Origin of the sequence: Kribbella sp. NPDC026596 (assembly GCF_040638415.1) — a bacterium.
Taxonomy (GTDB): domain Bacteria; phylum Actinomycetota; class Actinomycetes; order Propionibacteriales; family Kribbellaceae; genus Kribbella.
The window spans coordinates 14196-40871 of record NZ_JBEZYF010000068.1; the positions used below are offsets into that span (position 1 = coordinate 14196).

24 protein-coding genes are annotated in these 26676 nt (G+C 68.8%); 18 read left to right on the top strand and 6 right to left on the bottom strand.

The features are described 5' to 3' along the window. Positions 1 to 52: 52 nt before the first annotated feature. The 13 genes from AB0E63_RS37330 (at position 53) to AB0E63_RS37390 (ending at position 14466) form a co-directional block, all read left to right on the top strand. Positions 53 to 1639, top strand: a complete 1587-nt coding sequence (locus AB0E63_RS37330; RefSeq protein ID WP_360376782.1) for an ABC transporter substrate-binding protein — start codon at positions 53 to 55, stop codon at positions 1637 to 1639. Beyond that, positions 1639 to 3015, top strand: a complete 1377-nt coding sequence (locus AB0E63_RS37335; RefSeq protein ID WP_360376784.1) for a M14 family zinc carboxypeptidase — start codon at positions 1639 to 1641, stop codon at positions 3013 to 3015. The genes AB0E63_RS37330 and AB0E63_RS37335 overlap by 1 nt, the downstream gene beginning before the upstream one ends. Beyond that, positions 3015 to 3941 (top strand): ABC transporter permease, encoded by a 927-nt coding sequence (locus AB0E63_RS37340; RefSeq protein WP_360376785.1) that lies wholly within the window; start codon positions 3015 to 3017, stop codon positions 3939 to 3941. Before AB0E63_RS37335 ends, AB0E63_RS37340 begins: the two co-directional genes overlap by 1 nt. Then, positions 3934 to 4815 (top strand): ABC transporter permease, encoded by an 882-nt coding sequence (locus tag AB0E63_RS37345; protein WP_360376787.1) that lies wholly within the window; start codon positions 3934 to 3936, stop codon positions 4813 to 4815. The genes AB0E63_RS37340 and AB0E63_RS37345 overlap by 8 nt, the downstream gene beginning before the upstream one ends. Beyond that, positions 4816 to 6285: a serine hydrolase domain-containing protein gene (locus AB0E63_RS37350; protein WP_360376789.1), complete on the top strand. Its 1470-nt coding sequence runs from the start codon at positions 4816 to 4818 to the stop codon at positions 6283 to 6285. Further along, positions 6285 to 6800, top strand: a complete 516-nt coding sequence (locus AB0E63_RS37355) for a MarR family transcriptional regulator (protein WP_360376791.1) — start codon at positions 6285 to 6287, stop codon at positions 6798 to 6800. Before AB0E63_RS37350 ends, AB0E63_RS37355 begins: the two co-directional genes overlap by 1 nt. Next, positions 6797 to 7435: an ABC transporter ATP-binding protein gene (locus tag AB0E63_RS37360; protein WP_360376793.1), complete on the top strand. Its 639-nt coding sequence runs from the start codon at positions 6797 to 6799 to the stop codon at positions 7433 to 7435. Before AB0E63_RS37355 ends, AB0E63_RS37360 begins: the two co-directional genes overlap by 4 nt. Next, positions 7435 to 7584: a hypothetical protein gene (locus AB0E63_RS37365; RefSeq protein WP_360376796.1), complete on the top strand. Its 150-nt coding sequence runs from the start codon at positions 7435 to 7437 to the stop codon at positions 7582 to 7584. Before AB0E63_RS37360 ends, AB0E63_RS37365 begins: the two co-directional genes overlap by 1 nt. A 57-nt stretch (positions 7585 to 7641) precedes the next feature. Then, positions 7642 to 9315 (top strand): methylmalonyl-CoA mutase family protein, encoded by a 1674-nt coding sequence (locus tag AB0E63_RS37370; protein ID WP_360376799.1) that lies wholly within the window; start codon positions 7642 to 7644, stop codon positions 9313 to 9315. Further along, on the top strand, positions 9236 to 11035 hold the full coding sequence (locus AB0E63_RS37375; RefSeq protein WP_360376802.1) for an NAD-binding protein: 1800 nt from the start codon (positions 9236 to 9238) through the stop codon (positions 11033 to 11035). The genes AB0E63_RS37370 and AB0E63_RS37375 overlap by 80 nt, the downstream gene beginning before the upstream one ends. A 40-nt stretch (positions 11036 to 11075) precedes the next feature. Continuing rightward, positions 11076 to 12017, top strand: coding sequence for a tetratricopeptide repeat protein (locus tag AB0E63_RS37380; RefSeq protein WP_360376804.1), 942 nt, complete (start codon positions 11076 to 11078; stop codon positions 12015 to 12017). A 92-nt stretch (positions 12018 to 12109) separates the two neighbouring features. Then, complete coding sequence (locus AB0E63_RS37385; RefSeq protein ID WP_360376807.1) at positions 12110 to 12994, top strand: MurR/RpiR family transcriptional regulator; 885 nt, start codon at positions 12110 to 12112, stop codon at positions 12992 to 12994. 56 nt (positions 12995 to 13050) lie between these two features. Beyond that, entirely contained in the window at positions 13051 to 14466 is a 1416-nt protein-coding gene (locus AB0E63_RS37390; RefSeq protein ID WP_360376810.1) for a hypothetical protein, read from the top strand. A 12-nt stretch (positions 14467 to 14478) separates the two neighbouring features. On the opposite strand, the gene AB0E63_RS37395 is transcribed toward AB0E63_RS37390, so the two are convergent. Then, positions 14479 to 15639, bottom strand: coding sequence for a citrate/2-methylcitrate synthase (locus tag AB0E63_RS37395; protein ID WP_360376813.1), 1161 nt, complete (start codon positions 15637 to 15639; stop codon positions 14479 to 14481). Positions 15640 to 15712: 73 nt separating this feature from the next. Between AB0E63_RS37395 and AB0E63_RS37400 the strand changes: the two genes are divergently transcribed. After that, a complete protein-coding gene (locus tag AB0E63_RS37400) occupies positions 15713 to 16852 on the top strand; it encodes a citrate/2-methylcitrate synthase (RefSeq protein WP_360376816.1) in 1140 nt (379 codons plus the stop codon). Here AB0E63_RS37400 and AB0E63_RS37405 read toward each other — a convergent pair. Next, on the bottom strand, positions 16800 to 18308 hold the full coding sequence (locus AB0E63_RS37405) for an NAD(P)/FAD-dependent oxidoreductase (RefSeq protein ID WP_360376819.1): 1509 nt from the start codon (positions 18306 to 18308) through the stop codon (positions 16800 to 16802). The genes AB0E63_RS37400 and AB0E63_RS37405 overlap by 53 nt on opposite strands. Positions 18309 to 18403: 95 nt before the next feature. Between AB0E63_RS37405 and AB0E63_RS37410 the strand changes: the two genes are divergently transcribed. Together AB0E63_RS37410 and AB0E63_RS37415 are read left to right on the top strand one after the other, a co-directional pair. After that, positions 18404 to 18775, top strand: coding sequence for a YciI family protein (locus tag AB0E63_RS37410; RefSeq protein ID WP_360376822.1), 372 nt, complete (start codon positions 18404 to 18406; stop codon positions 18773 to 18775). A 53-nt stretch (positions 18776 to 18828) separates the two neighbouring features. Next, a complete protein-coding gene (locus AB0E63_RS37415) occupies positions 18829 to 20028 on the top strand; it encodes a sigma-70 family RNA polymerase sigma factor (RefSeq protein WP_360376825.1) in 1200 nt (399 codons plus the stop codon). Here AB0E63_RS37415 and AB0E63_RS37420 read toward each other — a convergent pair. Next, positions 19996 to 20445 (bottom strand): MerR family transcriptional regulator, encoded by a 450-nt coding sequence (locus tag AB0E63_RS37420; protein WP_360376828.1) that lies wholly within the window; start codon positions 20443 to 20445, stop codon positions 19996 to 19998. The genes AB0E63_RS37415 and AB0E63_RS37420 overlap by 33 nt on opposite strands. A gap of 24 nt (positions 20446 to 20469) precedes the next feature. Here AB0E63_RS37420 and AB0E63_RS37425 point away from each other — a divergent pair, with 24 nt between their 5' ends. After that, positions 20470 to 21942, top strand: a complete 1473-nt coding sequence (locus AB0E63_RS37425) for an MFS transporter (protein WP_360376831.1) — start codon at positions 20470 to 20472, stop codon at positions 21940 to 21942. On the opposite strand, the gene AB0E63_RS37430 is transcribed toward AB0E63_RS37425, so the two are convergent. Then, positions 21902 to 22903, bottom strand: a complete 1002-nt coding sequence (locus tag AB0E63_RS37430; RefSeq protein WP_360376834.1) for a sigma-70 family RNA polymerase sigma factor — start codon at positions 22901 to 22903, stop codon at positions 21902 to 21904. The genes AB0E63_RS37425 and AB0E63_RS37430 overlap by 41 nt on opposite strands. Positions 22904 to 22968: 65 nt before the next feature. Between AB0E63_RS37430 and AB0E63_RS37435 the strand changes: the two genes are divergently transcribed. After that, complete coding sequence (locus AB0E63_RS37435) at positions 22969 to 23367, top strand: DUF4870 domain-containing protein (protein WP_360376837.1); 399 nt, start codon at positions 22969 to 22971, stop codon at positions 23365 to 23367. A gap of 21 nt (positions 23368 to 23388) precedes the next feature. On the opposite strand, the gene AB0E63_RS37440 is transcribed toward AB0E63_RS37435, so the two are convergent. Both AB0E63_RS37440 and glgB read right to left on the bottom strand, forming a co-directional pair. Next, positions 23389 to 24267, bottom strand: a complete 879-nt coding sequence (locus AB0E63_RS37440; RefSeq protein WP_360376839.1) for an NUDIX domain-containing protein — start codon at positions 24265 to 24267, stop codon at positions 23389 to 23391. Between the two features lie 10 nt (positions 24268 to 24277). Beyond that, a complete protein-coding gene (gene glgB, locus AB0E63_RS37445; RefSeq protein ID WP_360376842.1) occupies positions 24278 to 26530 on the bottom strand; it encodes a 1,4-alpha-glucan branching protein GlgB in 2253 nt (750 codons plus the stop codon). Between the last annotated feature and the right edge of the window lie 146 nt (positions 26531 to 26676).

The window sequence follows — 26676 nt, forward strand, 5'->3', positions numbered from 1 at the left end:
TCGGGAGTCAAGCCGGCCCACCCTGCGGGCCGCGACGTAGCTGGAGGACCCCATGAAGCGTGCTGCCGCCGTTCTGCTCGCCGGCACCCTCGCGTTGGCCGGCTGTTCCGGAGGCGGTTCCGGCGGCTCGGCCGAAGGCGGGACCAAGTCGATCTCGTACGCCGTCAGCGACCCGGTGACCCTGAACCCGGGCCGCCAGACGATCGCGTTCGCGCAGGTCAAGGAACTGTTCTCGAGCCTCACCTTCGTCAAGAGCGACGGCTCGCTGACCTATCTGAACGCGGAGTCGGTCAAGTCCACCGACGCCGTGCACTGGACCATCAAGCTCCGCCCGAACTGGACGTTCCACAACGGCGAGAAGGTCACCGCCGAGAGCTACGTGAAGGCGTGGAGCACGGTCGCCTACGGCCCGAACGCCTGGGAGAACAGCGGTCAGCTGGTCAACATCGCCGGGTACGACGCGCTCAACCCGGCCAAGGGCAAGCCCACGACCACCCAGCTGTCCGGCCTGAAGGTGGTCGACGACCTCACCTTCACCGTCACGCTGAAGAGCCCCGACGGCCAGTTCCCGGTGCAGCTGTCGCAGGCGCAGAGCGGGTTCTTCCCCCTGCCGGAGGCGGCGTACAAGGACCTCGACGGGTTCGCGAAGAACCCGATCGGCAACGGGCCGTTCGAGATGGCCGGCGCCTACACCGAGAACGAGCCGATGACGGTCAAGGCCTACCCGAACTACGCGGGCCCGAAGCCGACCGTCGACGAGATCGTGTTCAAGCCCTACACCGACATGACGACGGCCTACACCGATGTCCAGGCCGGCAACACCGACATCCTGTTCGTCCCGGCCAACCGGATGGCCCAGGTGAAGAAGGACTTCGGCGACCGCGCGTACATCTTCCAGGGGCTCGGTATGACGTACCTCGGTCTGCCGTTGTGGGACAAGCGCTACCAAGACATCAAGGTCCGGCAGGCGATCTCGATGGCGATCGACCGGCGGGCCGTCAGCAACGTGATCTACGGCGGCATCTGGACTCCCGCGACCGCGCTGACGCCGCCGGGTGAGCCGGGTACGCCGGAAGGCCTGTGTGGCGAGCAGTGCACGTTCAACCCGGCCAAGGCCAAGCAGCTTCTCGCCGAGGCCGGCGGGTTCACCGGCAAGATGGAGATCAGGTACCCGGGCGGTTCTGGTCTCGACGACCTCTACAACGCCTACGCCAACCAGCTCCGGCAGAACCTCGGGATCAAGGACGTCACCGCGACGCCGACGACCGACTTCCCCGAGTTCCAGAAGCTGCGCAACGAGAAGAACCTGAGCGGCCCGTACTTCTCCCGCTGGGGCGCGCTGTACGCCAGCCAGCAGAACACGCTGCGGTCCTTCTACACCAAGGCCGGCGGCTGCGTGAACTGCATCCCCTACTACACCCCGCAGGTCGAGCAGTTGCTCGCCAAGGCCGACTCGCAGGTCGACCCGCAGAAGGCGATCGACGGGTACGTCGACGTGCAGAAGGCGATCCTGAAGGACTTCCCGGCCCCGCCGATGTTCTTCGAGAAGTACGCCTACGCCACCTCGGACCGGATCGCCAAGCTCGCCGAGGGCGCCGGCAGCCTCGAGCTCGAGAACACCACCGTGGCGGACAGTTGATGGCGGCAACGAACGGCGGCCCGCTCCAGGCGATCCTGGAGCGGGCCCACCGCGTCCCCGACCTGGCCCACTTCCCGGGCGTCGACGAGATCACCGCCCGCCTCGACGCCCTGACCGAGAAGCACCCCGACCTCGTCACCCGGCGCAGGATCGGTACGTCGAGACTCGGCGACCCGATCACCATGTACTCGATCGGCACCGGCCCCGACGAGGGCCTCGTGTACGCCGGTGTGCACCCGAACGAACCCATCGGCTTCTGGACCGCGATCCACCTGGCCGAAGACCTGTGTGCGGACGAGAAACTGCGCACCGGGTGCCGCTGGCACATCATCGGCTGCATCGACCCCGACGGCACCCGCCTGAACGAAGGCTGGTTCGACGGCCCGTTCAACCGCGTCCACTACACCGCCAACTTCTACCGCCCGGCCCCCGCCGAGCAGGTCGAGTGGTCGTTCCCCTTCCAGTACAAGGATGCGTACTTCGACCAGGTGATGCCCGAGACGTTCGCCCTGATGCGGGTGATCGACGAGATCCGGCCGACGGTCGCGGTCTCCCTGCACAACACCGAGCTCGGTGGCGTGTACTACTACGTCACCAAGGAGCTCGGCGGTTTCATCGACGAGTTGCATGCGATCGCCGCGTCCTTCGAGCTTCCCCTCGATCTGGGCGAACCCGAGACCCCGGTCGCGCGCGCGCTCGGTCCCGCCGTCTACGAGATGATCTCGTCGAAGGCGACGTACGACTACGCCGAGGCGCTCGGCCTGCCCACCCCCAACGAGTCGGGCAGCTCGTCGGCGGCGTACGCCGAACGGCACGGGACCGTCAGCCTGGTCGCCGAGTTGCCGTACTGGACTCATCCGGCAGCGGACGATCAGTCGCCGACGGACTCGTCGTACCAGCAGGTGCTGGCTGCCGCGGCGGACGAGCTCGAGAGCAACCTGCGGGTGCTGGACGAGGTCTTCCAGGAAGCTCGGCCGTACCTGTCGGACGACTCCCAGCTGGTCCGCGGCATCGCGTCGTTCCTGCCGTACCTGCTCAGGCGGCCGGATCGGGAACGGCGGCGCGCGGCGGAGATCGACCCGGCGCGGCGCGCGACGGTGGCGGAGGTGTTCGGCCTGCGCGATGTCAACCGCTCCTTCCGGCTCCGGTACGGCGGGATGCTCGTGCGCGCCCTCGACGGTGAGATCGCGCGGGGCAGTGCCGCGGCCGCGCTGCATCCTCCGGCCAGACGTCTCCGCGAGATCTACGGCGAGTGGCAGGAGGAGGCCGCCTCGCTTGACGAGGAGCTGCGCACGGTTCCGATCAAGGATCTGGTCGGGGTGCAGTACGCCGCCACGCTCGCGTTGCTGGACGCCGTACGGCGAGAGGCGGGCTGATGCTGCGCTTCGCTGCCCGGCGGTTGATCGAGCTCGTGCTGGTGTTCTTCGGGGTCACGTTCGCCATCTACGCGGCCGTGTTCGCGCTGCCCGGTGATCCGATCTCGAGTCTCGGTGGCGATCAGCCGTTGTCGCCGGCCGTGGTGGAACGGATCCGGGAGCTGTATCACCTCAACGATCCGCTCTGGTCGCAGTACCTGCGTTATCTCGGCCATCTGCTCACCGGCGATCTCGGCGTCGATTTCCGCGGCCGGTCGGTGGCGGAGCGGCTGGCGACCCGGTGGCCGGTGACGATCCGGCTCGCGCTGACCGCGTGGGTGATCCAGGTCGTGATCGGCGTCGGCCTCGGTCTGGTCGCCGGGCTGCGGAAGAACACGTGGATCGATCGCGGCGTCCTGATCCTGACGATCCTGATCGCGTCGGTGCCGATCTTCGTGATGGCGGTGACGGCGCAACTCGTGTTCGGGGTCAAGCTGTCGGTGCTGCCGATCGCCGGGGTGACCGACGGCTGGCCGATGTCGTACTTGCTGCCGGCAACGGTTCTGGCGATCTACGGGCTGGCCGCGGTCGCTCGGCTGACCCGGGGGAGCGTGGTCGACACGATGAGCTCGGACTTCGTGCGCGCGTTGTGGGCGAAGGGCCTGAGCAGTCGCCGGGTGATCGGTGTCCACGTACTGCGGAACTCCGCGATCCCGGTGCTGACCTACCTCGCGATCGACCTCGGCGCGTTGCTCGGCGGCGCCGTGGTGACGGAGGGGATCTTCAACCTGCCTGGGGTCGGCCAATTGCTGTTCGAGTCGATCCGGGTGCACGAGGGGCCGACCGTGGTCGGGATCGCGACCGCACTGATCCTGATCTTCCTGCTCACCAGCGTGATCGTCGACGTCCTCAACTCACTCCTCGACCCGAGGATCCGCCATGACTGATCAGGTACTCGCGCAAGCTGTCGAAGAGGATGCGCTCGCCGGCCGGGGTGTCTGGGCGACCGTCCGGCGCCGAGTGCTCTTCTGGCTTCCGCTCGGCGTGCTCGTCGTACTGCTGCTGATGGCCGTCCTGCCGCAGTTGTTCACCAGCACCGATCCGCGCGCCTGCGACATCTCCGCCAGCGCGCACCCGTCCTCTCCAGGACACCCGTTCGGCCAGGACCTCCAGGGCTGCGATGTCTACGCAAGCGTCGTCCACGGCGCGCGAGCATCGCTCTCGGTCGGCCTGGTCTGCACGCTGATCGCGCTCGTCATCGCGGTCCTGGTCGGCACGATCGCCGGGTACGTCGGCGGCTGGGCGGACTCGGTGCTCGCCCGGCTGACCGACGTCTTCCTCGGCTTCCCGTTCCTGCTCGGTGCGATCGTCGTACTGAACAGCCTCGGCGAACGGTCGGTGCTGTCGGTCTCGCTCGTACTCGCGGTGTTCTCCTGGCCGGCGCTGGCCCGGATGGTCCGTACGTCGGTCCGCGCGACCCGTGACGCGGAGTACGTCCAGGCCGCGAAGGCGATGGGCTTCCCGGCGACCCGGATCCTCAGCCATTACGTGCTGCCGAACGCGATCGGCCCGGTTCTCGCGGTCGCCACCCTGACCGTCGGCGGCGTGATCGTGGCCGAGTCGACCCTGACGTTCCTCGGCCTCGGCCTGCGCGCGCCGTCGATCTCGTGGGGCCTGCAACTCGCGACCGCACAGTCGCGTTTCCAGCAGGCACCGCACACACTGATCTACCCGGGTCTGTTCCTCGCCGCGACCGTACTGAGCCTGATCACCCTCGGTGACGTACTTCGTGACGCGGTGAACCCGAAGGGACGCTCCTGAATGACATCCACCACTCATGGCCACCACAGAACGGACGCCGCCTTGTCCTACGACCTCGAAACCGCCCGCGAAGCAGCTCCCGCCATCGAGAGCTGGCTGGACTACCAGCGCCGGTACCTGCGTACGCCGGGAGTCCAAGCGGCGATCCGGGTTGGTGACGAACTGGTCCTGTCGACCGCGCTCGGGCACAGCGACGAGGTCGCCGGGACACCGCTGCGCACCGACCACCTGTTCCGGATCGCGTCGCACAGCAAGACCTTCACCGCGACCTCGATCCTGCAGCTGGTCGAGCAGGGCAAGGTCCGCCTGGACGACCCGATCGACGCCCACGTCCCGGAGCTCGCCGGCAGCGACCTGGCGGCGGTCACCGTGCGCGAGTTGCTCGGTCATCAGGCCGGCGTGATCCGTGACGGCGTGGACAAGGACTACTGGCAGCTGATGGACCCGTTCCCGGACCGCGCGGCCTTGATCGAGCTGTGTCTGTCCGCTGGTCGCGTCTTCGACCGCAACGAGTACTTCAAGTACACCAACATCGGTTACTCCCTGCTCGGCCTGGTGATCGAGTCCGCGAGCGGATCGTCGTACGGCGACTATGTCGCGGCCAACATCGTGGAGCGGCTGGGGCTGACCAACACCGGGGCCGAATGGGACCCCGCGCGAGCTGATCAGTACGCCGGTGGTCACACCAGCCTGCTCGACGGGAGCGACGTACGGCAGGTCATCCCGCACGTGGACACGCGCGCGATGGCCGCGGCCACCGGGTTCTACTCGACCGCCGAGGACCTGACCGCGTACGGTGCCGCGCACTGGGCCGGCGCCGAGGAGTTGCTGACCGACGCGAGCAAGCGGCTGCTGCAGCGCGACGAGAGCCTGGTGAGGGCGCACGGCAGCGAGATCGGCCGGTACGGGCTCGGCATGGACATCGTCACGCTCGGCGGGCGACGGCTGGTCGGGCACAGCGGTGGGTACCCGGGCCACATCACCCGGACCTTCATCGACCCGGCCGACCAGATCGTGGTGTCCGTTCTCACCAACTGCATCGGCGGTCCGGCCGGCACCCTCGCGACCGGCGTGGTCAAGCTGCTCAACCTCGCCGCCGAGCCGCCGGCCGGTACCCAGGTGCCCGGCGACATCGACGCGAGCAGGTTCTGCGGGAACTTCGCGAACCTGATGGGCGTGATCAGCGTGGTGCTGCTCGGCGGTCGTCTGGTCGCGTTCTTCCCGGCCGCGCCGGACCCGGTCGAGAGCTACGAGGAGCTCGAGGTCATCGACGAGGACACGCTGGCCGTCGTACCGGCGGCCGGGTTCGGGTCGATCGGCGAGAAGGTCGAGTACACCTGGGACGCGGACGGGCAGCCGTCGATGGTCCGGTACGGCGGAAGCTCGCGCTGGCCGGTCGAGGAGTTCCGGGCCCGGCGGACGGCGCAGATCGCGGACGCCGACGTCCACGAGTTGGCAAGGAGGCCGTGATGACCGACGACGATGCCTGGGAGGAGGACTCCCGCCGCGCGGACTTCGTCGAACAGTTCGCCCTGCTAAGAGAGCTGGCAGGCTCACCACGGATGGAGGGCCGCGTCCTCGGCTACCTGATGGTGAGCAACAAGCCGTATGTGTCCTCGGCCGAGCTGGCGCGGGCGCTGTCGGCCAGTGCCGGCTCGATCTCGAGTACGACGCGACGCCTGATCGACCTCGGGTTCGTCGCCCGGCACGCCGTACCGGGAGATCGCAGTCACTACTTCAAGGTCGACGACGACATCTGGGGCAGCTTCCTGGCGGGCGAGCGCCGATCGCTGGGCAAGCAACGACAGCTGTTCGCCGACATGCTCGAGGAGCTGCCCGAGGACATGCCTGGTCCGCGCAAGCGGCTGCGGAACGCGCGCAACTACTTCGAGTGGCTGACGTCGTACCACCGCAAGATGCTGGCCGACTGGCAGGAGTACCGGGACAAACTCGATGCCGCTGCTGATCAAGGGGAGGGCAAGTGAGCGACGAGGTCCTGCGCTTCGAAGACCTGACCGTCGACTTCGCGGTCGGCGGTACGACGCATCGCGCGGTGGACACGGTGAGTTTCGCCGTCCGGGCGGGCGAGGTCCTCGCGGTCGTGGGGGAGTCGGGGTCGGGGAAGAGCGTCACGTCCCTGGCTGCCCTCGGCCTGTTGCCGTCGAACGCGTCTGTCGAAGGGCGGATCAGCTTTGGTGGTGAGGACGTCCTGTCGATGTCGCGGGCCGAGCTGACCGCGTTGCGCGGGCGGCGGATCGCGATGATCTTCCAGGATCCGGTCGGCGCGCTCGACCCCGTGTTCACGATCGGGTCGCAGCTGATCGAGATGATCCGGACGCATCAACCTTCGCTGTCCCGGGGCGAGGCCAGAGAGCGCGCGCTCGAGCTGCTGCGGATGGTCGAGATCCCGGAGACGCGGATGAAGTACTACCCGCATCAGCTGTCCGGTGGTCAGTGCCAGCGGGTGATGATCGCGATCGCGGTGGCCTGTGATCCGGAGCTGCTGATCGCGGACGAGCCGACGACGGCCGGTCGATCCAGGACCGGCTGCACTTCGCCTGCCTGTTCATCAGCCACGACCTCGCGGTGGTCGACCAGATCTGCGACCGCGTCGCCGTGATGAGCCAGGGCCGCCTGGTCGAGCAAGGCGACCGCGAGTCGGTCCTCCGGGACCCGCAGGATGCCTACACGATCCACCTGCTGGAAGCGGCGCCCGTCCCGGATCCGCGCGAGCAAACCCGCCGCCGCGGACTCCGCTTGGTCGGCTAGTTGGAAATAGTTGGACGTCCTAGTATTTTGGGACCAGTTCCCGAGGAGGTCTGACTGATGGATGCCGAGCAGATCGCCACCGGCCGGAGCCGGTGGCAGCAGCGGTACGACGCGGCGCGTAAGCGCGAGGCCGATTTCACCACGCTCTCCGGCACCGAGGTCGCCCCGGTCTACGGGCCTCCCGAAGGCGTCGACGACCCGCGGATGGAGCGGATCGGGTGGCCGGGGGAGTTCCCGTTCACGCGCGGGCTGTACGCGACCGGTTACCGCGGCCGGACCTGGACGATCCGCCAGTTCGCCGGCTTCGGCAACGCCGAGCAGACCAACGAGCGGTACAAGATGATCCTGAACGGCGGTGGCGGCGGCCTGTCGGTCGCGTTCGACATGCCGACGCTGATGGGCCGCGACTCCGACGAACCGAAGTCGCTCGGCGAGGTCGGTCACTGCGGCGTCGCGATCGACTCGGCCGCGGACATGGACCGGCTGTTCAAGGACATCCCGCTGCAGGACGTCACGACGTCGATGACCATCTCAGGCCCCGCAGTCCCCGCGTTCGTCATGTACCTGGTCGCCGCCGAGCGGCAGGGCGCGGACCTCACCAAGCTCAACGGGACGCTGCAGACCGACATCTTCAAGGAGTACATCGCGCAGAAGGAGTGGCTGTTCCCGCCGGAACCGCACCTGCGCCTGATCGGCGACCTGATGGAGTACTGCGCCGCCACGATCCCGGCGTACAAGCCGCTCAGCGTCTCCGGCTACCACATCCGCGAGGCCGGTTCGACCGCCGGACAGGAGCTGGCGTACACGCTCGCCGACGGCTTCGGGTACGTCGAGCTCGGCCTGTCCCGTGGTCTCGATGTCGACGTGTTCGCGCCCGGCCTGTCGTTCTTCTTCGACAGCCACCTGGACTTCTTCGAGGAGATCGCGAAGTTCCGCGCGGCCCGGCGGATCTGGGCCCGCTGGCTGCGTGATGTGTACGGCGCTCGTACGGACAAGGCGCAGTCGCTGCGCTTCCACACCCAGACCGCCGGGGTGTCGTTGACGGCGCAGCAGCCGTACAACAACGTCGTACGCACGGCTGTCGAGGCGCTGGCCGCGATCCTCGGCGGGACCAACTCGCTGCACACCAACGCACTCGACGAGACGCTCGCGCTGCCGAGTGAGGAGTCGGCGGAGATTGCCCTGCGCACCCAATCGGTGCTGATGGAGGAGATCGGCGTCACCAACGTCGCCGACCCGCTCGGCGGGTCCTGGTACGTCGAGGAACTCACCGACGCGATCGAGGCCGAAGCCGAGGAGATCTTTGCCCGGATCAAGGAGATGAGCCCGGACGAGTCGATCACCGGCGGCATCCTGCGCGGGATCGAGGACGGCTGGTTCATGGCCGAGATCGCCGACGCCGCGTTCGAGTACCAGCAGAAACTGGAGAAGGGCGAGAAGAAGATCGTCGGCGTGAACACGCTGACCGATACTGTTTCCGGCGAGCTGGAGATCCTCCGGGTCTCGCACGAGGTCGAGATCGAGCAGTGCCGGGTGCTCGCCGCGCGCAAGACGCACCGCGACGAGGACCGGGTACGCCGTACGCTAACGGCTCTGGTGGAGGCGGCCAGGGGTACTGGCAACCTGATCGAGCCCATGCTGGAGGCAGCGCGTGCGGAGGCCACGATGGGGGAAATCTGTCACGTTCTTCGGGAACAGTGGGGAGAGTACCGAGAGCCCGCCCGCTTCTGAGGACGAGGCGCCACCACCGGTCGAGGCGACGGCACAGGCCGCGATCGGTCAGCTCGAAGGACGCAGTGTCGTCGTCTGTGGCTCGGACCGCACGATGCTGCGGGTGGTCACCGAGCTGGTGAGCTCGGGCGAGCGGGTGACCGCGATCGTCAACCCGGGATCGCGGCACTACGACCGGATCGGCGAGCTCGGCGCGCACGTGATCGGCGTGCGCGTCATCAGCGAGGCGCTGCTCCGCCGGGCCGGTATCGACGCACAGGACGGGAACCCGTCGACCGCTCGCGCCCTGGTGCTGCTCGACACCGATGACGTCCACAACGTGCACACCGCGCTGACCGCGCGCGACATGGATCCCGACTTGCGGATCATCGTCCAGATGGTCAACCCGCGGCTGGGCAAGCAGTTGCTCCGCCTGCTGGGCGACTGCGTGATGATCTCCGGACCGTCCCTGGCCGCGCCGGCGTTCGTCTCCGACGCGCTGGAGGACGACGAGCTCACCTGGCTCGAGATCGGCGGCCGCCGGCTGGTCGCCGGGCAGGCCGATCTGATCCGGGAACCGCATCTGACCGTGCTGGCCGACACGACCTCGTCGGCGACGCCGGAACTGCTGCCGCCATCCAGCTCCGACCCCGACGGCGACATCGTCCTCGGCACCGGCGTACGGACCGTCTGGCGGACCAAGGACGTCCGGCGGGCCGGTTGGCTGATGGGGCTGCGCGACATCTTCGACCGGCGCGTCCGGCGGATCGCCGCGGTGATGGCGCTGCTCGTGATCTGCGGGACGGCGGCCATCCACTTCGTCGCGAAGATCGAGTGGTGGCGCGCGATCTACATGGCAGCCGGAGCGGTGACGTCCGCGGGGATCGAGGACGACAAGTTCTCCGACGCGGATCCGTGGGTGAAGGTCGCGGCGGTCCTGGTGCAGCTGACCGGGATCGTGCTGATGGCACTGCTCACCGCGGTCGTCGTCGACTCGTTGATCGGCGCGCGGTTGTCGCGGGTGATCGGTGGCGTCCGGGGACGGCCGCGTAACCATGTGGTCGTCTGTGGCCTCGGTACGGTCGGTGCCCGGGTGCTGGAGATCCTGGCCGAGCGCGGGGTCGCGGTGGTCGGTGTCGAGCAGGACGAGGACGCGCCCGGCGTGCAGACCGCGCACCGGCTCCGGATCCCGGTGGTCATCGGTGACAGCAGCAACGAGGAGACGCTGCGGTCGGCCGGGGTGCAACGGGCTCAGTCGGTACTCGCGCTCACGAACGGGGACATCACGAACCTCGAGTCCGCGATGGTGGTCCGCGACCTGAACGACCAAGCCCGGATCACGATGCGGATGTTCGACCACGACCTGGCCCAGCGGGTCGAACGGCAGCTCGGGCTCGGGCACAGCCGGTCGGTGTCGATGCTGGTCGCGCCGGCGATCGCGGCCGCGGTGGCGAACCGGCGCAGTCAGGTGACCGTGCCGGCCGGTCGTCGCGTTCTGCTGCTCACCGAGGTCACCGTCGAGCCTGGCTCGGTCGCGAGCGGCCTGCGATTGGGCGAGCTGGACGAGGCGGGTGGTCTGCGGGTGCTCGCCCGGCAGGACGACGGTGGGACCTGGGACTGGAAACCGGCGTACGAGCGGGACCTCCGGCCGGGCGACCGGATCGCCGTCGCAGGCACCCGAAGTGGCCTGGCCCGGCTCCTCCTGGCGACCCGGGCGCACCGCACTTCCCGGCCGTCGTAGAGGATAGACCTGTGAACGTGAACGGAATGCGAGGGCAGTCGTGAGTCAGTCGAACTTCTCCCGTCCCGGGGCGATCGATCTGTCGTCCCTGCGCAACGCTGGCGCACCGGCCGGTCCGGCCGGTTCTGCAGCGCCGGCCGGTGGCGGCGGCGCCGCGGGATCGTATGTGCTGAACGTGAGCGAGCCGACCTTCCAGGCCGATGTGATCGAGCGGTCCCTGCAGGTCCCGGTCGTGGTCGAGTTCTGGTCGCCGCGCTCGGAGGCCTCGAACGCGCTCGGCCCGGTGCTGGCCCGGCTGTCGACCGAGTACGCCGGGAAGTTCCTGCTGGCCCGGATCGACATCGACGCGAATCCACAGCTGGCCCAGGCGGTAGGTGTCCAGACGATTCCGCTGGTGATCGCCGTCCTGCGGGGACAGGTCGTCCCGCTGTTCCAGGGCCCGGTCGGCGAGCCGGAGGCCCGGCAGTACTTCGACCAACTGCTCACCGTGGCGGTCGCGAACGGCATCACCGGCCGGGCCGATCCGGTCGGTCCGGCGGCCGAGACCTCCGAGGACGAGGAGGAGCCGCCGCCGAACCCGCGGTACGAGAAGGCCGAGAACGCGGTCGGCGCGGGTGACCTGGACGGCGCGATCGCGGCGTACGAGGAGTTGCTCAAGGAGACGCCGGGCGACGCCGAGGCCAAGTCGGGGCTGGCGCGGGTGCAGCTGGTCAAGCGCACGCAGGACGTGCCGGCCGAGGTGCGGACGCGGGCAGCGGACAACCCGACCGATGTCGAGGCGCAGCTGCTGGTCGCCGACGTCGACCTGATGGGTGGGCACGTCGACGACGCGTTCAACCGGCTGATCGCCACGGTCCAGGCGACCTCGGGCGACGAGCGCAACACCGTCCGCCTGCACCTGCTCGAGCTCTTCGAGGTCGTCGGTGCCGACGACGACCGCGTCATCAAGGCGCGCCGCCGCCTGATGTCCGCCCTGTTCTGAGTCGAGTCCTGTTCTGAGTCGACGCAGCTGGCCGGAATCGGTCAGCTGTGAACGCTTGTAATCGTCGCTGACGTGCTCCGAGAATTATTCACATGACGGTTCTCGCCGAGACGCCACCGCCGAGCCTGGAGGCGCGGATCCACGGTCTGCTGCCGGCGCTCAGTCCGGCGCAGGCCCGGATCGCGACCGAGGTCCTGCGGGATCCGGCCGCGGTGGCCTCGTCGACGATCGGCCAGCTCGCGGCCCGATGCGGTACGTCGCTGCCGAGCGTGACGCGGTTCTGCCTCGCGCTCGGCCTGTCCGGGTACGCCGAGCTCCGGCTCGCGCTCGCGGCCGAGAGCGGCCGCAGCAGCATCAGCTGGGAGCGGGGGACCGGCTCCGAGGTCGGACCGGACGATTCGCTCGACGACGTCCTCCGGACTCTTTTGCGCGCCGACACCCGCGCCCTCGAGGACACCGTCGCGTCGCTCGACCGGGACGCGCTCGGCCGGGCCATCCAGGCGATCTCCGACGCGCGCCGGATCGACCTGTACGCCGTCGCCGGCTCCGCGTCCGTCGCCGAGGACCTCCGCCTCCGGCTGCACCGGATCGGCCGCGCCGCCTCGACGTGGAACGACGTGCACACCGCGCTCGCCAGCTCGGCGTTGCTCGGTGTCGGCGACGTCGCGATCGGCATCTCACACAGTGGCGAGACGATCGAGGTGCTCGAGCCACTCGGCCGGGCCGGCCGGCAGGGTGCGACAACTGTTGCCATCACCAACTACCCGCGGTCCCCGCTCGCACGGACGGCGGACGTCGTACTGGTCACTGCTGCCCGCGACGTCACCTTCCGGACCGGCGGACTGTCCGGCCGGCATGCCCAGATGATCGTCCTCGACGCGCTGTATCTCGGTGTTGCCCAGCGCGATTACCCCTTGGCGGAGCAGGCCTTCGACGCCACCGCGGACGCCGTCGCCGATCATCGACGGCGGTCCTGAGGTCTTTGACTGCTCGCTCCTGATTACTCCGTTCGACCGCCCTCCGAAGGAGAACCATGCAGAGCCCGCACCAAACCCTTGGCCCCAGCCGCCGGACGCTGCTCCTAGGCGCCGGCGCCACCGCCCTCACCGCCGCCAGCACCTCGACAGCCACCGCATCTCCGGCCGCCGCCGTGCCTGCCGGGTCCGTGCCGGCGGCGGCTGGGATGGCTTCCGCGGCAGGCGTCGTACCTGCCGCCGTCCCCTCTCCGGATGACCTTCCGTTGACGGGTGGGCCGGATTTCCCGATCGGCTTGTTCTGGCCGCCGCATCCGTACGCGAGTACGGCGGAGCGGTTCGCCGAGATCAAGTCCGCCGGGTTCGACTTCGTCATCTCGGGCAACTACGCCGGCGACGGCAACATCTTCCAGTACCAGCTCGGCCTCGCCCGCACCGCCGGCCTGCAGATGCTGATCTCCGACGACATCCAGATCCGCAACATGTCCCGCTGGTTCTCGATCTCCGACAACCCCGCCGACAACCTCAGTGTCACGCCGGCCGAGGCGAGCGCCCTCTACATCCGCGCCCGCGACGCCTACGGGCCGTTCTCGTCGCTGGCCGGCTTCAACCTGTACGACGAACCCGGTCCGGGCTGGTTCGGCTCGCTGGCGAAGGCGGTGGCGATCTCGCGCGAGCTGGCCCCGGGACTGCTGCCGTACATCAACCTGTTCCCGTCCGACGACCCGGCGTACTACCGCGGTTTCGTCGATGTGGTGAAGCCGTCCCTGATCTCGTTCGACCGGTACCCGCTGCTGTCCGAGGGGCGCGAGGACGCGAACTACTTCCACAACTGGGCGATCGTCCGGGACGCCGCGCTACACGGTGACATCCCGTCCTGGGTGTTCATCCAGACGCTTGCCTACGACAACCACCGCGAACCGACCGCGGCCGAGCTGCTCTGGCAGGTCAACATCAGCCTGGCCTACGGTGCGAAGGGCATCCAGTACTTCACTTACTGGACTCCCGAGGCTGCTCGCGGCGAAGGGTTCGGGCCGGCGTTGATCACGGTCGACGGCCGCCGCACCCCGCGGTACGCGGCCGCCCGGCAGATCAACACGACCTGGCTGCATCAGGCCGGGCGTGAGCTGAAGCCGCTGGTGTCGGAGTCCGTTGCCCATGCCAACGAAATCCCGTTGCCCAACGGTGCCGTCGGTTTCACCCCCACGAACCTGGTGACCGGCGTCTCCGGGAGCCCGGTGGTCATCGGTACCTTCCACTCTCGCGACACCACTTCCACCGACCGCTGGCTGCTGGTCGCCAACCGCTCCCACCACGAGCGCGCCCGAGCGGTCGTTACGCCGAACCAGCAGACGGTTGCCTCGGTGGGCGTCTTCCAGGCGGCGAGTCAGAGCTACATGGATCGTCCGGTCGCTCCCATCCCGGTCGACCTGGCGCCCGGTGCGGCAACCCTGGTGAAGCTCGACGCCAAGTAGCCGGTCAGCCGGTCAGGCGTTCTCGCCGGTGTAGACACCCATGGCGCGGAAGCGGAGGGCTGGGGCCGCGTACTCCTCCAAGGCGTGCGCGGTCCAGCCGATCATGCGCGCCAGGGCGAACAACGCGTCCCCGGCATCCGGGCGGAAGTCGTAAGCGTGCATCATCGCCGCGATGGCCAGATCGCTGTTCGGGAAACCCGGCGTCCGGGCGGCGATCGTGGTGACCGTCTCCACTATCGGATGGTCCCCGAGTAGCCCGAGGAGCACCTCGGCCCTTGGGTCGCGGTGCTGGTAGATCCTGTGTCCGAAGCCGGGCACCGGCTCACCTGATCGCAGCTGATCCGACAACGCACCCAACGGATCCCGCTGCGCCCGCTCCAGGAACTCGTAGGCCAGCGTCGGCGCCGCTCCGTGGTACTGCCCGTCCAGTGCACCTAGCCCGGCTGACAGCACGGCGTACAGGTTCGCCCGGGCGCTGGCGGCGACTCGTGCTGCCACCGTCGAGACGGCGAGCCCATGATCGGCCAGCAGGATCAGCGCTGCGTCGAGCACCTCCGGGCGTGGCGGCTGGGAGGACAGCTTCGGCCAGAGCCGGGCGCCGAGCGTCTCCCGGATGTAGTCGGTCGGGCCGGGCAAGGCGGTGACCAGTGCGCCGAGGAGTCGCTCGGCCGCCGCGGTGACCGAGCCGGGGGCCAGGTCGAAGCGCAACGGATCGGCAGCCCCCAGTACGGCGACAGCCACGCGCAGTTGGTCCGTCAAGCGTGCCGTGCTCGGAACCACCTCCATCGCGGATCGAGCCAGCAGCACAGACTCACGCTCCACCGGACAGCTCGGCCGCTCCGTCAGCTCACCGGTCCAGAGGAGGTGGGCTACTGCTTCGGGGGTCCACTCGGTGGCGAGTTCGCGCACCGAATGACCTCGGTAGTAGAGCTCGTCGTCCTGCAGCAGGGTGAGCTCCGTCTCGATCCGCTCGACCACCCCCGAGTGCTCGACGGACCTGCTCGCCAGCCGCTCGACGTCGGCCACCGCGAACAGGCTGCCGCGACGCCCCCGGGCCCGGACGCTCGTCAGCAGCCCGCGGCTGACGTAGGCGTAGATCGTCTCCGGCTTCACCTGCAGCCGGCGCGCGACCTCGGCCGTGGTCAGGTAATTCTCGTCACTCTGGGACGGCATCCGCGCTCCTCCGAGCGTTCATGTTGACTGGATCAATATTGACAATAGTTGATTGCCTGTCAACTCTGAAGATATGTCAACAACAATCAATGTTCCGCCCGGCCTGCGCAACGTCGTCGTCACCGAGACGACCCTCGGCGACGTCCGCGGCGACGAGGGGTTCTACCACTACCGCGAGTACTCGGCGATCGATCTCGCCAAGTCGAAGACGCTCGAAGACGTCTGGTTCCTGATGTTCGAGGGACACCTCCCGACCGCGGCCGAGCGGGAACGCTTCATCGCCGAGCTGGCCCCACTGCGCGTGCTGCCCGACGAGGTCGCCGCGGTTCTGCCCGCGATCGCGACCGCAGGACCGAAGTTCAACCCGCTGGCCGGTCTCCGCACGGCGTTGTCGCTCCTGGCCGCCGTACGGAGTCTGCCGCCGCTGTGGGACGCCGATCCGGCCCGCCGGAAGGCCGACGCGATGCTGGTGTGCGCGGTGACGCCGACGATCCTGGCGGCGCTGTACCGGCTACGCGAGGGACTCGAGCCGCTGGAGCCACGCGCCGACCTGACCGCCGCGGCCAACTGGCTGTACCTGGTGACGGGCCGCGAGCCGAGCGCAGTAGAGGCGACGGCGATCGAGCACTACCTGGTCGCCACCGTGGACCACGGCTTCAATGCATCGACGTTCACCGCGCGCGTCATCGCGTCGAGCGGTGCGGACGTCGTGTCCGCCATCGCCGGTGCGATCGGGGCCTTCTCCGGACCGCTGCACGGTGGCGCGCCGGACCGGGCGCTGGCGAGCCTCGACGAGATCGGTACGCCGGACCGCATCGACGCGTGGGTGCGCGAGAAGGTGTCGGCCGGCGACCGGATCATGGGCTTCGGTCACGCGGTCTACCGGACCGAGGACCCCCGCTCGCTGATGCTGCGCGACATCGCCCGCGGCATCGGCGGCGACCTGGTCGACTTCGCCACCACCGTCGAGCAGCGCATCGTCGATGTCCTGGCCGAGCTCAAGCCCGGCCGCAACCTCTACGCGAACGTCGAGTTCTACGCCGGCGTCGTGATGGAGCTCTGCGGTGTCCCGCGCGCGATGTTCACGCCGACGTTCGCCGTCAGCCGCGTGATCGGCTGGTCCGCCAACATCCTCGAGCAGGCCACCGACCCCAAGATCATCAGGCCGATCGCGACGTACGTCGGCCCGCAGCCGCCGGTCCCGGTCCCGTAGCCGTCGTGAAGCGCATGGTGCCGTCGGCGACCGGGCTGAAGCGAAGGCTCAGCAGGTCGCGAGGGTAGTTCTGCCGCAGGCGCCAGGGGCCGGTGGAGCCCTGGCGCGGCAGGATGGCGGCGGCGCGCCGGATGTAGCCCGACGACAGGTCGACCACGGGCCGCGGGGGAGCGTCGTACTCGGCCGGGTCGATCTCGGGGACGCAGATGCTGGTGCCGGTCGTGGTGAGGTGGTTGAGCAGCCGGCACACGTACTGCGACGTCAGGTCGGAGCGGAGCGTCCAGGAGTTGTTCGTGTAGCCGATGCACCACGCCAGGTTCGGTACGCCGCTCAGCATCATCCCCTTGTAGACAAAGGTGTCATGCGGCTCCACCACCTGGCCGTCGACCGTCAGCTGGATGTTGCCGAGCGCAACCATGCGGAGGCCGGTCGCGGTGACCACCAGATTCGCCGGCAGCTCCTGACCCGACCGCAGCCGCAGACCGGTCGGTGTGAACGTCTCGATCTCGTCGGTGACCACAGCCGCCGAGCCATCGCGCAGCACCTCGAACAGGTCCGCATCCGGCACCAGGCACAACCGCTGATCCCAGGGCTTGTAGCGGGGAGTGAAGTGCGGATCCACCGGGATCGACTCCGGCAGTTCCTTGGCTATTGTGCTGTTCAGCAGCCAGGCAGCATGCGCCGGCCACCTCCGGAACGCGCTGTAGACCGCCGTACTGAAGGCAACGTTCTTACCGCGGATGAGTCGATGGGCGAGCTTCTCGGGCAGTACGGCGCGCAACCGGTCCGAGAACGCGTCATGAGCCGGTCTGGACGCCACATAGCTAGGTGAACGCTGCAGCATCGTCACGTGCTCCGCCGTGCGAGCCATGGCCGGCACGAGCGTCACCGCGGTCGCGCCGCTGCCGATCACGACCACTCGCTGACCGGTGTAGTCCAAGTCGTCCGGCCAATGCTGAGGGTGGACGATCTGCCCCTGGTACTCACTCTGCCCCGGGAAGTCGACCACATAGCCCGCGTCGTAGTCGTAGTACCCACTGCACGCGTACAAGAAGGAGCACGTGTACGACGCCTGACTCGTTTCCACGGTCCACTGCGCGTCCTCCGCCGACCACGACGCCCGTACGACGCGTTCGCCGAAGCGGATATGTTTGTCGATGCCGTAGGTGGACGCGGTCTCGTGGAGGTACTCCAGGATCGACGGGCCGTCCGCGATCGCCTTGGCCGCCTTCCAGGGATGGAACGGGAACCCGAGCGTGAACATGTCCGAGTCCGAGCGGACGCCAGGGTAGCGGAACAGGTCCCAGGTGCCGCCCATGCTGTCCCGGGCCTCCAGGATCGCGTACGACCGGTCCGGGGACTGGGTCTGCAGCCGGTAGGCGGCGCCGATACCGGACAGCCCGGCGCCGACGATCAGGACGTCGAGGTGTTCCATGTACTCAACAGTAGTGAACATTCCTTCCCGGCGTTGTCGATTCCGTGCGGCGCCATTCGTCAGCAAGATGTTCAGTAGAAGCGCTAGACAGCGCGCGACCAAGGGGAGCCGGAGAGATGGCGCAGTACATGTTCCTGCTGTTCGACAGCGAAGAGTGGTACGACAACATCACCGCGGAGGAGTGGCAGCAGGCGATGAAGCTGCACGGTGCCTTCTCGGAGGCGGTCGAGAAGGCCGGGGCGCGGATCCTCGGCGGGGAGGCCCTGGAGCGGTCCAGCACGGCGAGCACGGTCAAGAACCGCGAGGGTGCCGAGCCGCTCGTCACCGACGGCCCGTTCATCGAGACCAAGGAAGCCCTCGGCGGGTTCTATGTGATCGAGGCGCGTGACCTCGACCAGGCCCTCGAGCTCGCCAAGCTCTGCCCTTCCGGAAACATCGAGGTCCGGCCGGTCATGCCCACGTCCGAGGGCTCCGGACCGACGGCCTGACCATGGTCCACCAGCCGGGTACACCGACGGCCTCCGCGGTCGAGGTGGCCCGGGTGGTGGATCGCGCGCACCGGGAGAGTTGGTCGACCGTCCTGGCGTCCGTCGTGCGGCTGACCCGGGACCTGGACCTGGCCGAGGACTGCACGCAGGACGCGTTCGTCCAGGCGTTGCGGACCTGGCCGGACGGGATCCCGGCGAATCCGGGTGGCTGGCTGACGACGGTGGCGCGGCGGCTCGCGCTCGATCGGCTGCGCCGGGAGACGACTCTGTGGCGGAAACTGCCGTTGCTGGTCGAGGATCCGGTGGCGCCGGGGGACGTGGAGCACCCGACGGATCCGCTGCGACTCGTGTTCACGTGCTGCCACCCGGCGCTGGCGCGGGACTCGCAGGTGGCGTTGACGCTGCGGCTGATCTGCGGACTGACCACGCGCGAGGTGGCGGCCGTTCTGCTGATCAGTGAGTCGACGGCGGCCGCTCGGATCACCCGGGCGAAGAAGAAGATCGCGGCGGCAGGGATCCCGTACCGGATCCCTGCCGATCACGAGTTGCCGGCGCGGCTGGACGTCGTACTGACGGTGGTGCACCTGGTGTACACGGCCGGGCACGTGGCGGCGGGGCCGGAGCTGACCCGGACGGATCTGACCGGGCGGGCGGTGGAGTTGGCGCGGTTGCTGGTGCGGTTGATGCCGGACGAGCCGGAGCCGCAGGCGTTGCTGGGGTTGTTGCTGATGACGGAAGCGCGCGGGGATGCGCGGGTCAGCGAGGACGGGGAGCTGGTGCTGCTGGCCGATCAGGATCGGTCGCGCTGGGATGCGCGGATGCTGGCGGAGGGTGTGTCGCGGGCGACGGCCGCGCTCGGGCAGGGGCAGGGGAGGTTCGTGTTGCAGGCGGCCGTGGCCGGGCTGCATGTGACCGCGCCGTCGTGGGAGCGGACGAACTGGACCCAGGTGGTCCGGATGTACGACGCGATGATGATCAGCTGGCCGACTCCCATCGTGGCGCTCAACCGGGCCGCCGCGCACAGTCTCGTCCCCGGTGCCGACCTCGAGGCGGTCCTCACCGAACTGGATGCCCTCGGCAAGGAGCCGGCGCTGGCGTCGTACGCCTACCTCCCCGCGGCCCGGGCCGACGTCCTGGCCCGCCTGAACCGCCCGCACGAAGCAGCCGCCGCCTACGAGTCCGCCATCGCCCTGACCGCCAACGAAGCGGAACGCCGGTTCCTAACTCTTCGCCGCGCTGCCCTCATCGGCTGAGGGGGCCCAGAGGCGGTCGGCGTCGCCGGCTTGGAGGCGGCCGCGGTAGACGTCGATCTTGTGGTCGATGAGTTCGAGGTTCTCCTGGAGTTCGGCCAGTTTGGTGAGCACCTCGGCCCGGTGGGACTCGAGCAGCTCCAGACGGTCCTTCTCGTTGCCGCGGCCGGCCGTGACGAGTTCGGCGTACCGGCGGATGGTTCTGATCGGCATGCCGGTGGCGCGCAGGCGGGTGCAGACCTTGATCCAGTCCAGGTCGAGCTGGTGGTACCGGCGGCGACCGCTCGCGGTGCGGTCGACGGTGGTGACGACCAGGCCGGCGCGCTCGTAGTACCGCAGGGTGTGCACGCTGACCCCGGTCCGCTGGGCGGCCTCGGCGATGGTGATCCCGGTCTCGGGGATCCGTTTGACTTCGAGCACGCTCTAAATTCTAGCGTCGCAGATATGAGTGCTCCAGCGGTGCAGCGCAGTGGTCCGGGTGAGCTGAGCCGGCGGCGTCGGCTGGGGGTGCTGGCGATCTGTTGCGCGAGCATCGTCGTGGTCGTGATGGACATTTCCATCGTCACGGTCGCGTTGCCCGCGATGCGAGCGGACCTGGGCGCGTCGGTCGCGCAGTTGCAGTGGACCGTCGACGCCTACACCTTGGTGCTGGCGAGCCTGCTGCTGCTCGCCGGGTCCACGGCCGACCGAGTTGGGCGGCGGCGGGTATTCATGATCGGGCTGGCCGCGTTCGGGCTGGGGTCGCTGTTGTGCAGCCTGGCGCCGACGGCCGGGTGGTTGATCGCGGCGCGGGCGGTGCAGGCGGTCGGCGGCACGATGCTCAACCCGGTGGCAATGGCGATCGTCGCGACCACGTTCCCGGACCGGGCCGAGCGGGCGCGGGCCATCGGCGTGTTCGGGTCGATGTCCGGGCTGGCGCTCGCGTTGGGGCCGATCCTCGGCGGGACGCTCGTCGACGGCATCGGGTGGCGGGCGATCTTCTGGGTCAATGTTCCGGTCGTCGTCGTGGCGATCGTCTGTACGGCGCTCTTCGTGCCCGAGTCGCGCGCGGACCGGGCGCGGCGCTTCGACCCGGTCGGTCAGGCTCTCGTGATCCTGATGCTCGGGTGCGTCGTGTACGCGATCATCGGGTCCGAGACCCGCGCCTGGACCTCGCCGGTGATCCTCGGGCCGCTGGGCGTCGCCGTACTCGCGGCGCCGGCCCTGCTGGCCTACGAGCCCCGCCGGACCGATCCGATGCTCGAGCTGAGGCTCTTCCGGAGCGTGCCGTTCAGCTCGGCGATCCTGATGGCACTGTTCGCGCTCTGCGGGTTCGGCGCGTTCTTGTTCGTCACGACGCTGTATCTGCAGAACGTTCGCGGGTTGTCGGCGCTCGAGGCCGGGCTGTGTCTTCTCCCGGTCGGTGTGGTGATCACCATCGTGGCGCCCATGGCAGGCCGGATGGTCGGTACGCGCGGTCCGCGGCTTCCGCTCGTGGTTGCCGGCTCAGCGCTGGCGCTCGGCGCGCTGACCTCGTTGTGGCTCGGGCCGGCAACACCGCTCCCGGTGGTGCTCGCGGTCTACCTGTTCTTCGGGATCTTCCTGGGCACGGTCAACCCACCGATCACCAACACGGCTGTCTCCGGCATGCCCTTGTCCATGGCCGGTCTCGCGGGCTCGGTAGCCTCCGCCGCCCGTCAGACCGGCACCACCCTGGGAGTAGCGATCGCCGGCACGATCGTCGGCTCGACAGCGGGCGGCGATCCACAGGCGTTCACCGACGCGGAACATCTGCTCTGGTGGCCGGTGGCGGCCCTGGGGATCGGCGTCGTTGCGCTGGCGCTGATGAGTACGACGCGATGGGCACACACGACGGCCCATCGAACCGCTGAGCTGTTCAGTCAGCCGGAAGTGTCGCCGGTAGGCCGAAGCGCGTGACAAGGCTGGGGGTGCTGAACACGGAAATGCGGGTCAGGCCGGTGGGAGTCGGAGTGAGCACGGCGACGCCGTACGGCTCGTAGTCGCCGGCCGGGCTGCGTACGTACGCGCCGACCGCGGGCTGGCCGTTGGCGACAATCGGGAGCATCCGCCAATCGCCAGGTGAGCCGACGGCCTCGGCGAGCACGCGCAGGCACATCACCCGGCCGTTGAACCAGGTGGTGGTGCCGACCATTTCGATCGCCGCGTCCGCGCGGAGGGCGCGCTCCAGGGCGGCGGTGTCGGCGTTCTCGAAGCCGGTGATGTACTCGGCCAGCAAGGCTTGAGCGTGCGGATCGGTCGGCTCGGTGATCTCACCGAACGCGGTCTCGTCGAGCCGGGCGCGCGCTCGTTGCAGCGTGCTCTTCACCGCCGCGACCGACGTGTCGAGCATCCTCGCGACCTCGGCCGCCGGGAACGCGAGCACCTCACGGAGGATCAGTACGGCGCGCTGCTTGGCCGGAAGGTATTGCAGAGCCGCGATCAACGCCAGCCGCAGACTCTCCCGCGTGGTCACGATACTTGCCGGGTCGCTGGACTCCGACAGGACCAACGAGTCCGCCATCGGCTCCACGAACGCCACATCGGCCGCCGCAGGTCCCGGGGCCAGATCAGTGGCCGGCGCGCCGAGGCCAGAAGGAAGAGCCCGCCGGCCGCGCTGCTCGAGCGCGGTCAGGCAGGCGTTGGTGGCGATGCGGTAGAGCCAGACCCGGATCGACGACCGGCCTTCGAACGCCGAGTACGAACGCCACGCCCGCAGGTACGTCTCCTGCACGACGTCCTCGGCCTCGTGCACCGAGGCGAGCATGCGATAGCAGTGCGCCAGCAGTTCCTTCCGGAACGGCTCGGTGCGGCGGGCAAACTCGGCCTCGCCCGTCATCACAGCTCCCTGGGTCTCGACGGCGTACGTCAGTTCGGCCATTGTGGCGCCCTTCTCGATGAGGTCTTCATCGATACAGACCGACGACCCCACGAAAAGGAATCGGTGTGCTTCACTGGAATATGAGTACGCCGAACGCCGGGCCACCGCTGTCGGCCTCGGATGAGCGGACGTGGGGGATGATCGCCCACGTGGGGGTCTTCGTCGCGGCGTGGTTCGCGATGGGGTTCCTGTGTCCACTGGTCATCTGGCTGGTGTACCGGAACCGGTCCGACTTCATTCGCCGGCACGCGCTGGAGTCCCTGAACTTCCAGCTGTCGCTGCTGATCTACTCCGCGATCGCGGTGATCCTGATCCTGGTCACTTTCGGTCTCGGGATCCTGATCATCGTCCCGCTGATCATCATCGGCGCGATCGCGGCGCTGGTCGTCATCATCCTCGCGACCATGGCCGCCTCCAGCGGCCGCGAGTACCGCTACCCGTTGACGATCCGCCTGGTCCACTGAAGTGCGGCCGGTGGAGCCAGCTCACGAGGTGATGGGGGAGCCGTTGCTCAAGTTGTGCAGCACAGACGGGTCCCGAAGGATCTCAGGCAGCCGGCGCGCGTTCAACGGTGACACCAGCCCCTCCAGAGCATCCGGTGCGTGCCAGGAGATGCCGCGGATCTCGAAGCCGTCCGGCTGCAGTGTGTCCAGCAACGACGGGTCGTGCACGCCCCCGTCGTACAGGATCTCCACGGCGTCGCCCCAGCCCTCCCAGCGCGGGAGCCAGTCGATCGCGAGGACGCCGAGCAGCGGCAGCGCGACCCCGAGCTCCTCCTGCATCTCACGGGACGCGCCGGTGGCGGGATCCTCATCCGGCTCGACCACGCCGCCCGGCAGCTCCAGATCGTTCTTGTAGCTGACCTGACACAGCAGCACCCGGCCAGCCGTGTCGCGCACGACCACGTGCGCGATCACCCGCTTCTTCGGCAGCGTCGAGTCCATCAACGCGGTCCAGCCCGTCAACGTGTCCGGGCGCGGGTCGTCCTTGCGCATCCCGTACACGGCCACATCACGGCGCTCGTCCGCCACCAGCGCCGCACCCCGCAGCACGCCCTCGCGCCGGAAGCCGGACCGGATCGCGACCCGGGCGGATACGTGGATCGCCGGGTCGACCTCGACCTGCAGCCGCTCCAGCTCGAGCTCGCCGAAGGCGTACTCCGTCACCAGGCGGACGGCCCGCTGGGCGATCTCGGGGCCGCCATCCAGCTCCCAGACGACCAGGCCGACGCCAGGCGTGGTCCGGCGTACCTCGACGATGCCGAGCGGCTTGCCCTGCTCGACGTCGAAGCTCACCACCTGCTGATCCTGCCGCGACAGTCGCAGCGTCACTTCACCATCGGTCAGCGGATGTACGGCGGTCACCCCGTGAACGCTACCCGGTGTAGCGCAGGTACACCGTCGCCAGGGGTGGGACGGACAGCTCGGTGCTCGTCGTCATGCCGTGCCACTCCGGCCCGTCCGCCTCGACGGCGCCGTAGTTGCCGACCCCGGAGCCGCCGTACACGTCGGCGTCGGTGTTGACGACCTCTTCCCAGCGGCCGCCGTACGGGAGGCCGAGGCGGTAGCCGTGGTGCGGGATCGCGGAGAAGTTCGCGATGCAGGCGACCGTCGGCTCGCCGTCGTCGCCGTACCGGACGAAGGAGAAGATGTTGTTGCTCGCGTCGTTGGCGTCGATCCAGCTGAACTTCTCCGCCGAGTGGTCGGTCCGCCAGAGCGCCGGGTTGTCCTTGTAGACACCGTTCAGGTCGCGGACCAGCTGCTGCAGGCCGCGGTGGTCGGTGTGGTCCAGCAACCACCAGTCGAGCTCGCCCTTCTCGGACCACTCCGACTCCTGGCCGAACTCACAGCCCATGAACAGCAGCTGCTTGCCCGGGTGCGCCCACATCATCGCCAGGTACGCGCGCAGGTTCGCCAGCTGCTGCCAGCGGTCGCCCGGCATCTTGCGCAGCAGCGAACCCTTGCCGTGCACAACCTCGTCGTGGGACAGCGGGAGGACGAAGTTCTCCGAGTAGGCGTACATCATCGAGAACGTCAGCTCGTGGTGGTGGTACTGCCGGTGGATCGGCTCGTGCTCCAGGTAGCGCAGCGAGTCGTTCATCCAGCCCATGTTCCACTTGAAGCCGAACCCGAGGCCGCCCAGATGCGTGTCCCGGGTGACGCCCGGCCACGACGTCGACTCCTCGGCCACGGTGATGACGCCGGGGACGCGCTTGTAGAGGGTCGCGTTCATCTCCTGCAGGAACGACACGGCCTCCAGGTTCTCCCGGCCGCCGTACTGGTTCGGGACCCACTGGCCGTCCTGGCGGGAGTAGTCCAGGTAGAGCATCGAGGCGACCGCGTCCACGCGCAGGCCGTCGATGTGGTACTCCTCGGCCCAGTAGAGCGCGTTCGCGACCAGGAAGTTCCGCACCTGCGGACGGCCGAAGTCGAAGACCAGCGTGCCCCAGTCCGGCTGCTCGCCGCGGCGCGGATCCGGGTGCTCGTACAGCGGCGTCCCGTCGAAGCGGGCCAGCGCCCAGGCGTCCTTCGGGAAGTGCGCCGGCACCCAGTCGACCAGGACGCCGATGCCGGCCTGGTGCAGCCGGTCGACCAGCAACCGGAAGTCGTCGGGGTCACCGAAGCGCGCCGTCGGCGCGAAGTACGACGTCACCTGGTAACCCCAGGAGCCACCGAACGGATGCTCCATCACCGGCATGAACTCGACGTGGGTGAAGCCCATGTCGTTGACATAGGCAACGAGCTCGTCGGCCAGCTCGCGGTAGGACCGGCCCTTGCGCCACGACCCGAGGTGCACTTCGTACACGCTCATCGGCTCGGCGTAGGCCTGCGCCGCGGTCCGCCGCTCCAGCCAGGCCGCGTCGTCCCACTCGTACGACGACTCGTGCACGACCGACGCGTTCGCCGGGGGAGTCTCGGCCAGGTTGGCCATCGGGTCGGCCTTCTGCCGCCAGACCCCGTCCCGGCCGCAGATGTCGAACTTGTACCGCGTCCCGGCGCCGACGCCCGGGACGAACAGCTCCCACACGCCGGACGCACCCAGTGACCGCAGCGGATGCGCGCGGCCGTCCCAGAAGTTGAAGTCCGCGGTGAGGCGGATCCCCTGCGCGTTCGGAGCCCAGACGGCGAACGACGTCCCCGTGACCGTCCCGGTCGGGCCGTCGTACCGGCGCACGTGGGCACCCAGCACGGTCCAGAGCTGCTCGTGCCGGCCCTCGCCGATCAGGTGCAGGTCGACCTCACCGAGCGACGGGAGGTAGCGGTACGGGTCGTCGACCTCGACCGCGGGCCCGTCGGTGTAGCTGACCTGGAGGCGATACTCGGGCACCTTGTCGACGTCGAGGACGCCGACCCACACACCCTCGAACTCGTGCCGGAGCTCGAGCCGCTTGTCGTCGTACAGAACGGTGACCGACTGGGCGAACGGGCGCAGCGCCCGGACGGTGACACCATGCTCGCCGAGGTGTGGTCCGAGCACCTGATGAGGATCGTGAAAGGTCCCGCCGACCAGCTGCTCCAGCACGGTCCGATCCACCGGAACCGCTGTCACCACAGGCTTGTCAGCCGGCACCACCGGCGTCTCGAAAGCCTCAGTCGCCGGCCCGGCGTTCTGCTCGCTCGATCCCATGAACCCCATCCTGCCCGATCAACACTGCATTCACCGCACCCCGTACCCGTCGAGTCCCGACGTACACAACTTCAGTCGCTCAGGGCGTCCCGGACGGCGGTGAGGCGGGTGGTGTACCGGGGCCAGGCGAAGCCGGTTTGGGTGTG

Excerpts from the sequence above, each read along its gene's own strand:
- AB0E63_RS37340 (WP_360376785.1), top strand. The coding sequence starts at position 3,015 with ATGCTGCGCTTCGCTGCCCGGCGGTTGATCGAGCTCGTGCTGGTGTTC.
- AB0E63_RS37400 (WP_360376816.1), top strand. The coding sequence starts at position 15,713 with ATGTCAACAACAATCAATGTTCCGCCCGGCCTGCGCAACGTCGTCGTC.
- AB0E63_RS37335 (WP_360376784.1), top strand. The coding sequence starts at position 1,639 with ATGGCGGCAACGAACGGCGGCCCGCTCCAGGCGATCCTGGAGCGGGCC.
- AB0E63_RS37395 (WP_360376813.1), bottom strand. The coding sequence starts at position 15,639 with ATGCCGTCCCAGAGTGACGAGAATTACCTGACCACGGCCGAGGTCGCG.
- AB0E63_RS37425 (WP_360376831.1), top strand. The coding sequence starts at position 20,470 with ATGAGTGCTCCAGCGGTGCAGCGCAGTGGTCCGGGTGAGCTGAGCCGG.
- AB0E63_RS37365 (WP_360376796.1), top strand. The coding sequence starts at position 7,435 with ATGAGCCAGGGCCGCCTGGTCGAGCAAGGCGACCGCGAGTCGGTCCTC.
- AB0E63_RS37370 (WP_360376799.1), top strand. The coding sequence starts at position 7,642 with ATGGATGCCGAGCAGATCGCCACCGGCCGGAGCCGGTGGCAGCAGCGG.
- AB0E63_RS37410 (WP_360376822.1), top strand. The coding sequence starts at position 18,404 with ATGGCGCAGTACATGTTCCTGCTGTTCGACAGCGAAGAGTGGTACGAC.
- AB0E63_RS37390 (WP_360376810.1), top strand. The coding sequence starts at position 13,051 with ATGCAGAGCCCGCACCAAACCCTTGGCCCCAGCCGCCGGACGCTGCTC.
- AB0E63_RS37355 (WP_360376791.1), top strand. The coding sequence starts at position 6,285 with ATGACCGACGACGATGCCTGGGAGGAGGACTCCCGCCGCGCGGACTTC.
- glgB (WP_360376842.1), bottom strand. The coding sequence starts at position 26,530 with ATGGGATCGAGCGAGCAGAACGCCGGGCCGGCGACTGAGGCTTTCGAG.
- AB0E63_RS37405 (WP_360376819.1), bottom strand. The coding sequence starts at position 18,308 with ATGTTCACTACTGTTGAGTACATGGAACACCTCGACGTCCTGATCGTC.
- AB0E63_RS37345 (WP_360376787.1), top strand. The coding sequence starts at position 3,934 with ATGACTGATCAGGTACTCGCGCAAGCTGTCGAAGAGGATGCGCTCGCC.
- AB0E63_RS37330 (WP_360376782.1), top strand. The coding sequence starts at position 53 with ATGAAGCGTGCTGCCGCCGTTCTGCTCGCCGGCACCCTCGCGTTGGCC.
- AB0E63_RS37350 (WP_360376789.1), top strand. The coding sequence starts at position 4,816 with ATGACATCCACCACTCATGGCCACCACAGAACGGACGCCGCCTTGTCC.
- AB0E63_RS37385 (WP_360376807.1), top strand. The coding sequence starts at position 12,110 with ATGACGGTTCTCGCCGAGACGCCACCGCCGAGCCTGGAGGCGCGGATC.
- AB0E63_RS37430 (WP_360376834.1), bottom strand. The coding sequence starts at position 22,903 with ATGGCCGAACTGACGTACGCCGTCGAGACCCAGGGAGCTGTGATGACG.